Origin of the sequence: Pseudomonas sp. P1.31 (assembly GCF_001269815.1) — a bacterium.
Classification (GTDB): domain Bacteria; phylum Pseudomonadota; class Gammaproteobacteria; order Pseudomonadales; family Pseudomonadaceae; genus Aquipseudomonas; species Aquipseudomonas rustica.
The window spans coordinates 14788-28995 of record NZ_LHVN01000020.1; the positions used below are offsets into that span (position 1 = coordinate 14788).

A 14208-nucleotide genomic window follows, 5' to 3' on the forward strand; every position below is an offset into this window, starting at 1 on the left:
CGCAGGCGGCCGCGTTTATTCGTTGATTCGTCGGGCGAGGCTGTTAGCGCTCTCGATCAGCACCCGGCGATAGTCGTTGTAATTGTTTTTCGCATCGGCCCGTGGGGCGACGATGCACAGCGTACAAATCGCCACGCCTTGCGGGTCTTTGACGGGCGCGGCGAAGCAATGGGTGAAGGTGTCGGCAACGCTGTCGAACGAAAAGAATCCGTCGATGCCGGCCTGACGGATCTGCGCCAGAAACAGCTCGATCGGCAAACGCTCGCCGTCGGGCAGGATGTAATCGTCTTCGTCGATCAGGTCGAGGATTTGCTGATCGCTTAAATGCGCGAGCAGCAGACGCCCCGAAGCCGTCCATGGGATGGGTGCGTTTTCGCCGATGTCGGAAGAAATGCGGAAATGTCGCTCGCCCTCCTTCATCAATGCCACGGTGTATTTGCGCCCGTTGAGCAGGCACATCTGCGCGGTTTCATGGGTTTGGCTGACGATCTCCTGCAAGGCGTGATCGGCCTCGCGACTGAGGTCGAAATGACGCAAATGTGCTTGGCCGAGGAAGTACAGCTGCCGGCCGAGATAAACGTGACCGTCCTTGCCCACCGGTTCCAGAATCCGCCGCTCGAGTAACGAGGCAACCAGTTCGTAGACCGTGGATTTCGGGCTGCCGATGCCGTTGGCGATGTCATTCGGGCGCAGCGGCTGGCCGATTTCCTTGAGGAAATCGAGGATATCGAACGCCCGATCCAGACCGCGGGCCCGGCGTTTGATGGTGTCTTCGGTCATTTCAATACTCACTCAATATTCCCTGTAGGAGCTGCCGCAGGCTGCGATCTGTTGATCTTGCCCTTGCTTGGCACCTCCAAAAAATGCCAAAAGATCGCAGCCTTCGGCAGCTCCTACAAGGGTCATCGTCAGTCCGGTAAGCGTTTACGCGCAGAATGCGCGAATGATCAGGCCTTCTTCTTGTACGCAATGCAGTCGATCTCGACCTTGCAATCAACCATCATGCTCGCCTGCACACAGGCCCGCGCCGGTGCGTGCTCAGGCTTGAAGTACTCACCAAAGACCTTGTTGAAACTGCTGAAATCCCGTGGATCGTCCAGCCACACGCCGGCGCGCACGACATCTTCCAGGCCATAACCGGCCTCTTCGAGAATCGCGATCAGGTTCTTCATGGTCTGGTGAGTCTGCTCGACGATGCCGCCAACAATAATCTCGCCATCCACCGCCGGCACCTGGCCGGACACGTGAAGCCAGCCATCGGCTTCAACGGCGCGGGCGAATGGGCGTGGCTGGCCACCAGCGGCGGTGCTGCCGGTGCCGTATCGAGTAATGCTCATGGGTGTTTCTCCTGGTTACAAAAGTGAATATTTAAAACCGCGTGCTTTTCAGAAACTCAGCCAGTCGCGGCGATTGCGGGCGTTCGAACAGCTCCTTGGGAGGCCCCTGCTCTTCGATTCGCCCCTGATTCATGAATACGATTTTGTCCGAGACCTCGAAGGCAAAACGCATTTCGTGGGTCACCAGCAACATGGTCATGCCGTCCTCGGCCAGGCCCTTGATCACGTTGAGCACTTCGCCGACCAGTTCAGGGTCGAGGGCTGAGGTGACTTCGTCAAACAGCATCAGGCTCGGGTTCATCGCAATGGCCCGGGCGATCGCCACACGTTGTTGCTGACCGCCGGACAACTGGCCGGGAAAGTGATTGCGCCGCTCCAGCAAGCCAACGCGCTCAAGCCATTTCTCGGCGAGTACCACTGCTTCGTCCTTGTGCATCTTCTTGACCTTGAGCAAGCCAAGGGTGACGTTCTGCAGTGCAGTCAAATGCGGAAACAGGTTGAATTGCTGGAACGCCATGCCGGTCATCGCACGATGACGAGCGATGACTTTTTCCGCATGACGCACGCGTTTGCCGTTGCTTTCGTCGTAGCCGATCGATTCGCCGTCGAGCAGGATCTGCCCGCCCTGAAACTCTTCGAGCATGTTCACGCAACGCAGCAGCGTGGTCTTGCCCGAACCGCTGGAGCCGATCAACGTCACCACGTTGCCGCGTTGCATGCTCAAGTCGACCCCCTTGAGCACTTCGACCGCGCCGTATTGTTTGTGCAGGCCACGAATATCCAGCAGCGGCTGGCCGTTCTGAAGGTTGGAAACTGGAGCTTCAATCATGGCAAGGCCACCCGCTTTTCAATGTGCCGGCCGAGTAACTCGATGCCGTAGTTGATGACGAAGAACAGAAAACCGGCGAACAGGTAAAACTCCAGGGTCATGAATGTCCGGGCGATGACCTGTTGCGTGCTGAGCAGCAACTCAGCGACGCCGATCACCGAGAGCAAGGTCGACGCCTTGACGATTTCCGTGGACGAGTTGACCCAGGTCGGCAGGATCTGCCGCAACGCCTGAGGCAACAGTACGTAGCCGAGGGACTGATAAAACGTCAGACCAATCGCCTGACTCGCTTCCATCTGCCCACGGGGCAACGCTTGCAGCGCACCGCGAACGATTTCGGCAACGTGCGAGCCGCAAAACAGCGTCAGGCCCAACGCACCGGCCTGAAATGCACTGATCTGCCAACCCAGCGCCGGCGCCATATAGAAGCAGGCCAACACCAGCACAAACACCGGCGTGCCGCGAATCAGGTCGACGTAGAAACGGAACGGTGCGCGCATCCAGAACTTGCCGTAGGTCAGCACCAGACCGGTGACAACGCCGAGCATCGTGCCGAACAAAATCGCCAGCGCCGACACCTGCACGCTGGTCAGAAAGCCCTGCAGCAACGTCTCGCGGGCAATCCACAACTCGTGTAACCAACTGGGAGATTCGTACATCGCAGCCTCCTATCGGCGGATCGCCAGACGCTGCTCGAGGTAACGCAGCAGCATGGCAATGAGGTAACAGGCCGCGACATACAACGCCGTGGTCACCAGCCAGGTTTCGATCACCCGGTAGCTTTCGACGTTGATCTTGCGCGCGTAATAGGTCAGCTCCGGCACCGCAATCGCAGCGGCCAGCGAGGTGTCCTTGAACAGTGAAATGAAGTTGTTCGACAGCGCCGGCAAGACATTGCGCAGCATGACCGGCACGGTGACGTAGGCCTTGACCTGCCACTCACCGAGACCAATCGCCAACCCCGCTTCGCGCTGCCCCTTGGGAATGCTCAGCAAGCCACCACGGAACACCTCGGTCAGATAGGCCCCGGCATACAACGAGAGCGTGATGATGAACGACGGGATCTTGTCCAGACGGATCCCGAGGCTCGGCAGTGCGAAGTAGATCAACAGAATCAACACCAGAATCGGCGTGTTACGCACCACCGTGACGTACACCGAAGCCAGCACCCGCAAGGCGCGATGCTTTGACAGCAGCGCGAACGCCATCAGCAGGCCGATCACGCAACCGATGGCGATCGACACCAGCGCCAGTTCGAGGCCCAGACCGAGCCCCGCGAGCAAGGTGTCGAAATCGCGCCACACGGCGGCAAAGTTCAACTGATAGTTCATGGTCAGCAGTACCTTGAGCGGGGCGACATGCATCGCCCCACTCTTCCTTCAGCAATTTGGAAACGTCGCGAGCGAAGAAAAGACAAGGCGAAAACAGGCGAAAAAGCGGAGTTGACGTCAGTCAATGAGCATTTTGAGGCTGTTTTCAACGCAGTATTTTCGAGCGCAGCAGTTTTCATTTGAATTCGACGGGGAAACCGATCGCTGGGGACGGCAGATCGACACCGAACCACTGCTTGAACGACGCGGCGTAAGTCGGGAATTCAACGCCGGTCATGGCCTCATGCAACGTGGTGTTGACGAAGTTCAGCCAGTCCTGATCGCCACGTTTGACGGCGCAGGCGTAGGTTTGCGGGCTCCACGCATAGGTCGGGCTGCGGTAGCGGCCAGGGTTCTGCACCATCAGGTATTTGACCGAAGACTGGTCGGTGGCGGCGGCATCGGCACGGCCGGAGTTCACCGCCTGATACATCAGATCGACGCTGTCGTACTGATCGACCTTGGCTTTGGGCAGTGCCTGGTGCACCAATTCTTCGGCGTAGACGTTTTGCAGCACGGCCACGGTCACGCTGTCGCCAGCGCCTTGCAGGTCTTCAATTTCCTTGTACTTGCTGTTGTTCGGCAACAACAGGCCGACGCCTTCGCGGTAGTACGGCAGCGTGAACGCCACTTGCTGCGCGCGGCTGGCAGTCACGGTGATGAACTGGCAGCTCATGTCGACCTTGTCGGTGAGCAGATTGGGAATCCGCGCATCGGACGACTGCACCACGAACTCGACTTTGCTCGGGTCGTTGAACAAACCTTTGGCCACCATCCTGGCGATGTCGATATCAAATCCCTGCAACTTGCCGTCCGCGCCCTGAAAGTGCCACGGCGCATTGGTGCTGCCGGTGCCCACGATCAACTTGCCCCGGGCGAGAACACTGTCGAGCTTGCTGTCGGCCGCCTGGGCCAGCCCCATGACGGTGGATGAAGCTGCAAGAACAAAAACACACGCTTTAAACAAGGAAGGACGGCGATGCATGGCAAGCACTCCAGATTTGTGTTTATTCCGTTATACCGGAATACGGTTTGTTACTACGGAATAGACAGCAGAAAGTGTGCCACAGGAATCACGAGGAATCTGCAATGGATTGAAATGTTTTTTGAATCAAAGGGATGGGTGAAGTGTGGCGAGTGAAGTTATCAAAGCGATTTGATTGTCGGCGCTACCGTTGGCTACGAGGCGCGGGTAGCAGGTTCCCAATTCAGATAAGAATGCGCTGATTCAGTGCAGCGAAAAATCCGCTTTAACGTTGATTCAACGCTTTGCCGCGTTATCGTAAACCTCTCCATGTGCTCTTTTACCGACCGCTATCACTGTCACGATTAATACTTCGTCTCTTACGCGGTAGACCAATCGATAACCCGCGCTGCGAAGCTTGATTTTATAAGCATTGCCTAAACCCTTGAGTCGATCAGCTGAAACATGGGGGTGACGGAGCCGTTCCGTGAGCTTTTTTTTAAACTGCTCCCTAAGGCTAGCATCCAGCCGATTCCATTCCTTCAACGCCTGTATGGAAAATTCCAGCTCATAGGTCATCAATTGAAACCTTGATGGTGGGGTCGTTTTCCCTTTCCTTGCAGAGCGCAATCAGTTCCAGATCTTCGAGACGCGTCATCATTGCCTCGTACTCTTTTGCCGGCACGCAATAAAACGCCGGCTCGTTTCGGTTGAGAATTGCTACGGACTGCCCTCCCCCAGCAGCCACGGTACCCATCGGATTTTTTTTCAATTCAGAGATGCTCGCTACCACGTTAGAAAGAACGATATGTGCCATGAGGGTGCTCCTTAGAGTGCTTTGATTGGTACTAAAAATAGCACTCCCAAGAGCTCATGACTCCTACCTATTTGAAGGTACCACGCGGATTACTCGGACGTTTCTGGGTGCTTTGTAAGGACGCTCTACCGCATTAGTAAGACAAATCCCCAATGTGGTGATCTCCGCCGGCGTTTCTCACATGAGACATATTCAAACCTTTGAAATATCGATTGCGCCTCATGGCTTCACCTCTTACGCGATTCGCAGTCACTCGACGCACCAATTCTGTGCACGCCTTGGGAACTTTTCCTGAAAGTGCCACCTAAGAGCCATCAACCGATGGCACTTTCGTTCTACATGATCGGTATCAATCAAGCGTCGAACCGGATTGGACAAGCTCCCATCCGGCTGCTTTCCTTTATTTCTCAGTAAGAGAACACACGCTGCAGACCATCTGGTCACAGCGTTGCCACGTCCCAGGAGGGGTCAATGTCTTTCAACGTCATGATGGTTTTCGGTACTCGCCCGGAGGCCATAAAAATGGCCCCGCTTGCTCGGGTTCTGCGTCAGTGGCCGGACATCCAACTGAACATCTGCTCCACCGGCCAGCATCGCGAGATGCTCACGCAGGTGCTCGACGCCTTTGAACTGACAGTCGATGAAGACCTGCAAGTGATGACCCAGGGCCAAACCCTTAATGGTCTGTCGCAACATCTGCTTGCAGAACTCGACCAAGCCTACGAGCGGGTCAAACCCGACATTGTGCTGGTACACGGCGATACCACCACCAGTTTTATCGCCGCCCTCGCCGCGTTCAATCGACAACTGCCGATCGGCCACGTCGAAGCGGGTCTGCGTACCGGCAATCTGCGCGCACCTTGGCCGGAAGAAGCCAATCGGCGCTTGACCGGTGTCATCGCCGACCTGCACTTCCCCTCCACCTCTAAAGCCGCCGCCAATCTACTGCGTGAGGGCATCCCGCAAGACAACATCGAAATCACCGGCAACACCGTGATCGATGCATTGCTGTGGACGCGCGAACAGCAGATAAACAGGCAATGGCAACCGGCCGCCGACTCCCCGCTGGCCGAGCTCGATGATCAGCGTCGAATGATCCTGGTCACCAGCCATCGTCGGGAAAACCTGGGCGATGGCTTCACTCACATCTGCGAGGCGCTGGCGGAACTGGCCGCGCGTTACCCGGACGTGCAATTCGTTTACCCGGTGCACCTCAATCCACTGGTGCAGCAAGTCGTCTACGGCATGCTCGCCAACACGCCCAACATCTACCTGATCGCACCGCAGGACTATCCGCATTTCGTCTGGCTGATGGGCCGTGCGCATTTCATCCTCACGGATTCCGGCGGCGTACAGGAAGAAGCCCCGGCGATTGGCAAGCCATTGCTGGTGTTGCGCGACGTCACCGAACGCCCCTCCGTACTGGAAAGCGGCACGATGCTGCTGGTCGGCACCGACAAGGCACGCATCATCAACGAAGCTTCGCGGTTGCTTGATGACGAAGAGACCTACACCCGCATGAGCCGGGTGCACTTTCCTTACGGCGATGGTCACGCCAGCGAATTGATCGCCACCCGCCTCCACGCCTGGTTGAGCGCTCGCTCGACGGCGGGTGACGGGGTATGAGTCTGGGTTGGGTCGATTTTTTTGCGTATGTGCTGTTTGGTCTCAAATATGTGGCGATTGCCCTCGCCCTGCTGATGTTCTTCCTCGGTCTCGATGACCTGTTCATCGACCTTGTGTACTGGGGTCGCAAGCTGATCCGGCGCTGGCGGATCTACGATAAATTCGAACGCGCCGACGAGCAGCGGCTGTACGCGATTGCCGAAAAACCGCTGGCGATCATGGTGCCGGCGTGGAATGAAGTCGGTGTGGTCGGCGAAATGGCCCGCCTGGCGGCCTCGACCATCGATTACGAGAACTACCAGATTTTTGTCGGCACCTACCCCAACGACGCCGAGACCCAAGCGGATGTCGATGCGGTCTGCCAGCACTATCCCAACGTGCACAAAGTGGTTTGCGCCCGCCCCGGACCGACCAGCAAGGCCGACTGTCTGAACAACATCATCGACGCCATTCTGCGTTTCGAGAGCGAGGCGAAAATCCAGTTCGCCGGCTTCATCCTGCATGACGCCGAAGACGTGATTTCACCGATGGAATTGCGCCTCTACAACTATCTGCTGCCCAACAAGGATCTGATCCAGATCCCGGTTTATCCGTACGCACCGGAATGGAAAGGCTTCACCGCCGGCCACTATGTCGACGAGTTCGCCGAAAACCACGGCAAGGACGTTATCGTTCGCGAAGCCCTGACCGGTCAGGTGCCGAGCGCGGGTGTCGGTACGTGCTTCAGCCGCAAAGCGATCAGCGCCCTGCTCGAAGACGGCGACGGCATTGCCTTCGATGTTCAGAGTCTCACCGAGGACTACGACATCGGCTTCCGCCTCAAACAAAAAGGCATGAAGTGCATTTTCGCCCGTTACTCGGTGAGCGATCCGAAACTGGCGCTGGAGCAGCCGTGGGCGTTCGGCATGAACCGCGAATTTTCCCAAGTGATCTGCGTCCGTGAGCATTTCCCGCGCGACTTGCAGCACGCGATCCGGCAGAAATCGCGCTGGATTGTCGGCATCGTGTTTCAGGGCACCAAAAACCTCGGCTGGAGCACCGGCCTGCTCAACTATTTCCTGTGGCGCGATCGCCGCGGCCTGATCGCCTACATGCTGAGCTTTCTGGTCAATCTGTTGTTCGCAGTGCTGCTGGTCATGTGGTTGGTCACGGTGATTTCTCCGGACTCCTGGCGCTACCCGTCGATTCTTTCCGACAGTTCATTACTGCCGGTGCTGCTCTGGCTTAACGGTTTCATGCTGCTTAATCGTCTGTTCCAGCGCGGCTGGTTCGTGACCCGCTATTACGGTCTGGTTGAAGGCCTGCTGTCGGCGCCACGGATGATGTGGAGCAACTTCGTCAACTTCTTCGCCAACCTCCGCGCGCTACGCCAGGTCATGGAAATGGGCGATTCGCGGCGCGTGGCCTGGGACAAGACCACCCACGAATTCCCTGCGCTGACCAAGGCACAACGCGTACCGCTGGGCCATCGTCTGGTCGAGAAAGGCTTGATCACCGAAGAGCAACTGGAAGCCGCCATCACCAGTCCGGTTCGTCGCCGACTCGGTCGAGAATTGTTACTGCGTGGGTACATCGACAGCACGCAACTGGTGCAGGCACTGGCCGAGCAGCTTGATCTGGAATGGGCGCCACTCAACCCGTTCAAACTCGATAAGCGCCTGATTGATGCCTTGCCGCGCCGCATCGCCTCGCACTACGGCGTTCTGCCCGTGGCCGAGGAAGGCGAAACACTGGTGCTCGCCTCCGAAGGCCCGGTCAGTCAGGTCTCTCTCGGCGCTATCAGCCGACAATTAAAGCGTCCGGTGCGTAGCCGTCTGGCACCGCAAGGCCGTGTGACTCTGGGGATTCGTTACTGGTACGCCAGCCCCCGTCAGAATGAGGAAGTGCGTCATATGCTCCAAGTGCTTGAACGTCATCAGGACGATGAAGCCTTGCTGGAACGCGTCAGCCGCCATCAGGTGTTGCTGGGCAACCTGTTGCAGGTTCGCGGCATGGTGCCGCCCACTCTGTTCAATCAAGCGCTGATTGATTTCGATGCGGAAAACATGTCGCTTGGCGAGCACCTGATCGACCGCGGCATGATCACCCGCGAAGTACTCGAACAGGCGCTGGCGGATCAGACGAGTGAACAGCAAGCGGCTTACCGCATTGTCCGGGAGGTCGCATGAAGCCTGTTTACCGTCATTCCCTGATGATGGGGAGCCTGTTGCTTGGTTTGAGTACCGCGTACCCACTGCAAGCCGCACCATTGAGCGAGTTCGAACAGTTCCGCAGCTATCCCTATATGGATCGCAGTTACCGCGAGGCGAAAAAAGGTAACTGGAAAGAAGTCGAACGGCTGATGCGGCACTTGCTGGAAAAGGTGCCGAAAAACGATGAGGCGCGTGCAATGTTGGTCGAGTCGCTGGCCAAACAGCGGCGCTATCAGGACGCCGTTCAAGCGTTGCCGAACGATAACAGCGAGGCAGTTCTCGATTTGCGCCTGACCTGGATCGAACAGGATCCACCGACCAGCACTCAAGTCGAACAATGGATGGCCACCAGCAGCCTCAACGACCGTGTGCGGTTGTGGCAGGCCTACAGCTTGAGTCTGGCCAAATTCGGCGGTGCCGCCAAAGCCCACGACTGGCTGGCACATTTGGCGCCCAAGGGTGACGACAATATTCTGCGTCTGGCGCGCTCGAACTGGTCCGAGCAATTGCGTGACTGGAGCGGCACCATCGAAGAACTCGCGCCGCTGGCGGCGCGTCAACAACTCGATACCGAAGGCTGGCAACGGCTGGCCAATGCCTACGTGCAACGCCTTGATGAGCAACCGCTGCAACAACTGCTGCAACAGGCGCCAAGCCCTGAAGCGGCGCGCAAAGTTCGACTGGCGATGGTCGATCGCGCCATCGCCATGGGCCACGATCAGCAGGCTCAGCGCTGGCTGCAATCATTGCCGGCGTCGGATCTGGCCGATCCGGTACAACGTCAGCGGCTGTGGGAGCTGGCGCGGCAGACTGATGATGTGCCGACTGTCCAGCGTCTCAGCAACGACTTGCAGCGCCCTTGCCTGGAAACCGTCGACTGGCTGTCGCGGCACGATCCGGAAGCTGCACGGGTGCAACTGCGTGGTTGTCAGCCAACAGATGATCCCCAGGCCTGGCTGGTTCTGGCGCAACGTCTGCAAGCCACCGACCTGTTGCAAAGTACCCAACTGCCGCAGCCCTGGGACAGCCAGCGGCAAGCGCAACTGCTCTATGTCTGGCAGGAACAGGGTGAGAGCAGCAAGGTCATGGTCTGGCTCGCCGGTCAGACGCAAACCCCTGCGGTGGTCAAACGCCGCGCGGAGCTGGCGCAGCGCATGGGGCGCCGCACTGAAGAACAGACCTTGTGGGAATACCATTACCGCCAGACCGGCGATCTGGCCTCGCTGAATCAGGCCAGTTTTCTCGCGTTCAATAGCGGCGATCGCGCGCACGCACAGCAATTGCTGGAAAACGCTTACGACCGTCATGGCGGACGTCTGCCGGCCACCGCGCTGCAGCGTCTCGCCGGGATCTACGCCTCTTTGACAGAGATCACGCCGGCCCAGCAGCAACGCATGGCTTCGTTGATCGGTCGTGTCGACGGCGCCACTCGCGGGCAATTGCTCGCACAACTGGCAGAAAAAGGTCAGTGCGATGTCGTGCAGCAGGCCATCGGCAGTCACCCCCAAGCAATTGGCGACTTCCGCGCCCTCGGCCGTTGTGCGATGCCCGATCGACCCGGCGAAGCCGTCGTTTATTACCAGCAAGCCGAGAAACTTGGAGACCGCAGCAGTCGTTTGCCTTTGGCCTATGCGCTCGAAGCTGCCGGCGATTCCGCCGGTGCCTTGGCGATATGGCGCAGCATCCCCGCTGCGGAGCTCACAGACAACGCACGTCTGACCGCCAGCCGCAGTGCGCTGAATGCCGGCGACGCCCAAACCGCCGAGCGTTTCTGGCAACAGAGCAACACTCGCGGGGCTAACGAATGGGCGCTGGGCGCGGCGATTGCCGATGCTCGCGGCGCGCATGTACAGGCGCTGGAACGCCAACGCCAGGCCTTATTGAAAGCACCGGATGCCGGGCACTTTTATGCCGCCTCGGTCACCGCACAAAAGGCCGGTGATTTGTCACAAAGCACCGCATGGCTGGCCGAAGCCGTGCGCCGCGATCCGAAAAACCCACGCTACCGCGCCGATTACGGCATGCGTTTGTCGGGCGCACAAACCCGCGAAGAGCGCGCCAGGGCAATCCCCTATCTGCAACAGGCGACCCGCGACTTCCCAGAGGATTATCGTCTGGGCGAAACCCTGGCCTGGCGCTACGACGAAGTCGAGGACAGCGCCTCCGCGCGTAAAGAACTGCGTCGCGTGATAGACCTCGAACAGAACCCGGTTGCGGCGGACGATGAAGACGGCAGTATGGAGGCTCGTCGCTATCGTCAACGCCGTGCTCATGAGGCCTTGTCCCGGCGGGATAACTTCACGATTGCCAGTACTTGGTCGCCGGCTGGGGTTTCAACCAACGACTTTCTGCGTGACGACGACAGCAAAGGCTCACGCCGCAGCCCCAACTCGCAGAACGTACAAGTGGCCATGTGGGATCACGCCCTCGGTGAAGAACCGAGCCGAGCCGGCAGTTCGCTGTCGGTCTATGGCCGCGTGCTGATGGGCGGACAAAGTCGCTCCAGCTACGCTGAGTCCGTCGCCGCCGGTGTTGGCTTGCGCTACAAACCGTGGGGCACGCAGAACATCAACTTCTACGGCGAAATCTATAAACAGAGCCAGTTCGACGACAAGGATAATCACGGCCTGAGCCTCGGCCAGTTGATCAATCCAGACAAGCTCTCGGATCAGCTCGACGACCATCGCAAAGATGGCCACACCAGCACCGACTACCTGCTACGCGCCACCGCCTCGTTCCTTGATCAGGGCAAGTACCGCAACGATTGGCGCGTCGACGAAAGTGAATGGGATGAACGCTTCCTCTACCTCGACGCCGCCTGGTGGACCAAGGCCGGGGATCACCAATGGTTATCGCGTTTCCAGCAAGGTCATACGTGGAAACTGCCGTTCAATGGCGCACAAACGATCATGCCGTACGGATTTCTTGAATTCGCCAGCCAGGATCCGAGCAACGACTGGCGTCAGGATTTGCGCACCGGTGTCGGTTTGCGCTGGCAATGGTGGTACGACGATGACCGCTACAACGCCTACCGCTCGAAACTGACGGTGCGTACCGAATATCAACAGTCGCTGGGCGGCAATTTGTATGAAGGCGGCAACGGTGTGCTGCTGGGCGTGGAGTGGAATTTCTGATGGCTCGCTGGATAATGTTTTTCTGCTTGTTGCTTAGCGCCGTCGCTGTGCGTGCTGATGAGCGTGTGTTCTATCAACCGCTTAATGTCGATGCCAGTCTCAGCCAGACGCAATGGCAAAAAATCTGGCAAGACAGCGCAAAGCAAGGCACGCGGACGCTGATCGTGCAATGGACTGCGTATGGTGACTCAGACTTCGGTGGTGCCAATGGCTGGCTCGCCAACAGTTTGAAACTGGCGCAGCGGCAAGGCTTGCAGCTGGTACTCGGGTTGAAAATGGATCCGGCCTACTACCAGCGCATCGATGAACTCGACAGCGCCGGCCTCGCCACTTACTGGCAGGCGCAATTGGGCCAGACACTGGCGCAGCAGCAAAAGCTGCGCAAGGACTGGAAGTTGCCGGTAACGGGTTGGTACCTGCCACTGGAGCTCGACGACTTGCACTTTCTCGCCGCAGAACGCCGGGCGACGTTGCAACGCCAACTGACGGATCTGGCGGGCAAACTGGATGCTCCGCTGCACATCAGCGCATTCAGTGCCGGCAAACTCGCGCCTTCGGTCAATGGAAAGTGGTTGGGCGATCTGGCGGCTGCCGGAATTCAGGTCTGGTGGCAGGACGGTGCGGGTACCGGGCGCCTGGCCCCGTTGGTACGCACCGGTTATGCCGGCGAACTACCCTGCTCGGTAGGTATCGTGCGTGAGGCGTTCAGGCAGGTCAGCCGCGATGGCCAGCCATTTCGTGCCGAGCCCAGCGCACCTGACGTGACATCTACCGGTTGTCATCCAAACGCCGTATTTTCCCTGCGTTACCGCCCATGGGGCCAGGTGATCCTCGACAACCAGCGCAAACATCAGGGTATCGATGTACAAAATCATTGAAGACGAAGTGCTGAAAAAAACCGCGCCGGCGGCAGTGCGCGCCGAGTTCGTCCAGCACGAATTCGAGCGCCTCCACCGGTTCAGCGTGTTGATCTTCCTCACTAGCACGTTCATGTGGCTGGTGTTTGATCTGATCGTCAGCTTCCTCGGCGGCCAGGGCTTCACCTGGCGTTCAATGGTTTTCCTATTGCTGTTTTCGATTCTGACCGTCGTGCTTGGGTTTACCCGCAAGGCGCGTCATTTTGATGTGCTGACCGTGCTCTTCGTGCTCGGTCTCACTGTTGGCGTCCGGCTCATTGTCTACGGTGTACCGGACATTGTGCAGAGTTCCTGGCTGGTGCTTGCCGCCGCCAGCATGCTCTACAGCATCTCGGTACTGCCCTTAAGTCGCGTGGCGTTTTTCGTCGTGCAACTGATCATCTGGTCGTTGCTCAACCCGTTTATCAATACCAGCATCAGCCTCTTCGAATTGCGAGGGGTCATGACGGCTTGCTACAGCGTGTTTCTGTGTGCACTGACCATCTACACCTTTCTCAAACTGCGCGAGGCCAAGCTCTACAACTACATCATGTCGCGGTTGCTACTGGATCAGGCCTACAACGATACCCTCACTGAAATCCCCAACCGCCGTTCCTTCATGACCCTCGCGGAAAAACACCTGCAAACGGTTCCGCGCGAACACGATCATTACTTATTGATGATCGACATCGACAACTTCAAGAAAGTGAATGACACCTATGGGCACGACATCGGCGATGAAGTGCTCAAGCGCGTTGCCGCTGACATCAAATTGGTGATGAACGCGCATGACTTTGCTCGATTGGGTGGCGAGGAGTTTGCGATTTATCTGACCGATGTTAGCCGGGAGGATGCCGAAGCACTGGCCGGGGAATTGTGCAGACTCGTGCGCGAACAACCGACGACGTATCCGGTGACCATCAGCATCGGCGTAACCCGGGTCGAAGAACACGACACCCTGACTCAGGCGTTGATCAAGGCGGATGATGCGTTGTACGAATCAAAGCATTCGGGGAAGGATCGCTACACTTTTCATCGCTGAT

The 14208-nt window shown here is 58.1% G+C and carries 13 protein-coding genes; 5 read left to right on the plus strand and 8 right to left on the minus strand.

Annotated features, from left to right (window positions below; genetic code table 11):
- Positions 1–15 precede the first annotated feature (15 nt).
- The 8 genes from AD669_RS13405 to AD669_RS13440 form a co-directional block, all read right to left on the minus strand.
- A complete protein-coding gene (locus tag AD669_RS13405) occupies positions 16–780 on the minus strand; it encodes an IclR family transcriptional regulator (RefSeq protein ID WP_053120509.1) in 765 nt (254 codons plus the stop codon).
- 167 nt (positions 781–947) lie between these two features.
- Positions 948–1337, minus strand: coding sequence for a RidA family protein (locus AD669_RS13410; protein ID WP_007912330.1), 390 nt, complete (start codon positions 1335–1337; stop codon positions 948–950).
- A gap of 31 nt (positions 1338–1368) precedes the next feature.
- Positions 1369–2166 (minus strand): amino acid ABC transporter ATP-binding protein, encoded by a 798-nt coding sequence (locus tag AD669_RS13415; protein WP_053120511.1) that lies wholly within the window; start codon positions 2164–2166, stop codon positions 1369–1371.
- Positions 2163–2825, minus strand: a complete 663-nt coding sequence (locus AD669_RS13420) for an amino acid ABC transporter permease (protein ID WP_053120512.1) — start codon at positions 2823–2825, stop codon at positions 2163–2165. The genes AD669_RS13415 and AD669_RS13420 overlap by 4 nt, the downstream gene beginning before the upstream one ends.
- 9 nt (positions 2826–2834) lie before the next feature.
- The gene (locus AD669_RS13425; RefSeq protein ID WP_003225455.1) at positions 2835–3497 is read right to left on the minus strand and encodes an amino acid ABC transporter permease; all 663 of its coding nucleotides are present in this window, start codon (positions 3495–3497) and stop codon (positions 2835–2837) included.
- 175 nt (positions 3498–3672) lie between these two features.
- Positions 3673–4521, minus strand: a complete 849-nt coding sequence (locus tag AD669_RS13430) for a transporter substrate-binding domain-containing protein (protein WP_053120514.1) — start codon at positions 4519–4521, stop codon at positions 3673–3675.
- Positions 4522–4797: 276 nt separating this feature from the next.
- Complete coding sequence (locus tag AD669_RS13435; RefSeq protein ID WP_053120516.1) at positions 4798–5079, minus strand: type II toxin-antitoxin system RelE/ParE family toxin; 282 nt, start codon at positions 5077–5079, stop codon at positions 4798–4800.
- Positions 5069–5317, minus strand: coding sequence for a type II toxin-antitoxin system Phd/YefM family antitoxin (locus AD669_RS13440; protein ID WP_053120518.1), 249 nt, complete (start codon positions 5315–5317; stop codon positions 5069–5071). The genes AD669_RS13435 and AD669_RS13440 overlap by 11 nt, the downstream gene beginning before the upstream one ends.
- A 471-nt stretch (positions 5318–5788) precedes the next feature.
- Here AD669_RS13440 and wecB point away from each other — a divergent pair, with 471 nt between their 5' ends.
- The 5 genes from wecB to AD669_RS13465 are packed head-to-tail and all read left to right on the plus strand — an operon-like array spanning position 5789 to position 14207.
- On the plus strand, positions 5789–6943 hold the full coding sequence (wecB, locus tag AD669_RS13445; RefSeq protein ID WP_053120520.1) for a non-hydrolyzing UDP-N-acetylglucosamine 2-epimerase: 1155 nt from the start codon (positions 5789–5791) through the stop codon (positions 6941–6943).
- Entirely contained in the window at positions 6940–9111 is a 2172-nt protein-coding gene (nrfB, locus tag AD669_RS13450) for a cyclic di-3',5'-guanylate-activated glycosyltransferase NrfB (RefSeq protein WP_053120522.1), read from the plus strand. The genes wecB and nrfB overlap by 4 nt, the downstream gene beginning before the upstream one ends.
- Complete coding sequence (locus AD669_RS13455) at positions 9108–12269, plus strand: hypothetical protein (RefSeq protein ID WP_053120524.1); 3162 nt, start codon at positions 9108–9110, stop codon at positions 12267–12269. Before nrfB ends, AD669_RS13455 begins: the two co-directional genes overlap by 4 nt.
- Positions 12269–13147, plus strand: coding sequence for a DUF4434 family protein (locus tag AD669_RS13460; protein WP_053120526.1), 879 nt, complete (start codon positions 12269–12271; stop codon positions 13145–13147). Before AD669_RS13455 ends, AD669_RS13460 begins: the two co-directional genes overlap by 1 nt.
- Positions 13131–14207, plus strand: a complete 1077-nt coding sequence (locus AD669_RS13465; RefSeq protein WP_053120527.1) for a GGDEF domain-containing protein — start codon at positions 13131–13133, stop codon at positions 14205–14207. The genes AD669_RS13460 and AD669_RS13465 overlap by 17 nt, the downstream gene beginning before the upstream one ends.
- The last annotated feature ends 1 nt before the right edge of the window (position 14208 follow it).

Bases quoted from the DNA above. Each gene is read 5' to 3' on its own strand.
- AD669_RS13420 (WP_053120512.1), bottom strand. From the start codon at position 2,825: ATGTACGAATCTCCCAGTTGGTTACACGAGTTGTGGATTGCCCGCGAG.
- nrfB (WP_053120522.1), top strand. From the start codon at position 6,940: ATGAGTCTGGGTTGGGTCGATTTTTTTGCGTATGTGCTGTTTGGTCTC.
- AD669_RS13410 (WP_007912330.1), bottom strand. From the start codon at position 1,337: ATGAGCATTACTCGATACGGCACCGGCAGCACCGCCGCTGGTGGCCAG.
- AD669_RS13455 (WP_053120524.1), top strand. From the start codon at position 9,108: ATGAAGCCTGTTTACCGTCATTCCCTGATGATGGGGAGCCTGTTGCTT.
- AD669_RS13440 (WP_053120518.1), bottom strand. From the start codon at position 5,317: ATGGCACATATCGTTCTTTCTAACGTGGTAGCGAGCATCTCTGAATTG.
- AD669_RS13405 (WP_053120509.1), bottom strand. From the start codon at position 780: ATGACCGAAGACACCATCAAACGCCGGGCCCGCGGTCTGGATCGGGCG.
- AD669_RS13435 (WP_053120516.1), bottom strand. From the start codon at position 5,079: ATGACCTATGAGCTGGAATTTTCCATACAGGCGTTGAAGGAATGGAAT.
- wecB (WP_053120520.1), top strand. From the start codon at position 5,789: ATGTCTTTCAACGTCATGATGGTTTTCGGTACTCGCCCGGAGGCCATA.
- AD669_RS13425 (WP_003225455.1), bottom strand. From the start codon at position 3,497: ATGAACTATCAGTTGAACTTTGCCGCCGTGTGGCGCGATTTCGACACC.
- AD669_RS13430 (WP_053120514.1), bottom strand. From the start codon at position 4,521: ATGCATCGCCGTCCTTCCTTGTTTAAAGCGTGTGTTTTTGTTCTTGCA.
- AD669_RS13460 (WP_053120526.1), top strand. From the start codon at position 12,269: ATGGCTCGCTGGATAATGTTTTTCTGCTTGTTGCTTAGCGCCGTCGCT.
- AD669_RS13415 (WP_053120511.1), bottom strand. From the start codon at position 2,166: ATGATTGAAGCTCCAGTTTCCAACCTTCAGAACGGCCAGCCGCTGCTG.
- AD669_RS13465 (WP_053120527.1), top strand. From the start codon at position 13,131: ATGTACAAAATCATTGAAGACGAAGTGCTGAAAAAAACCGCGCCGGCG.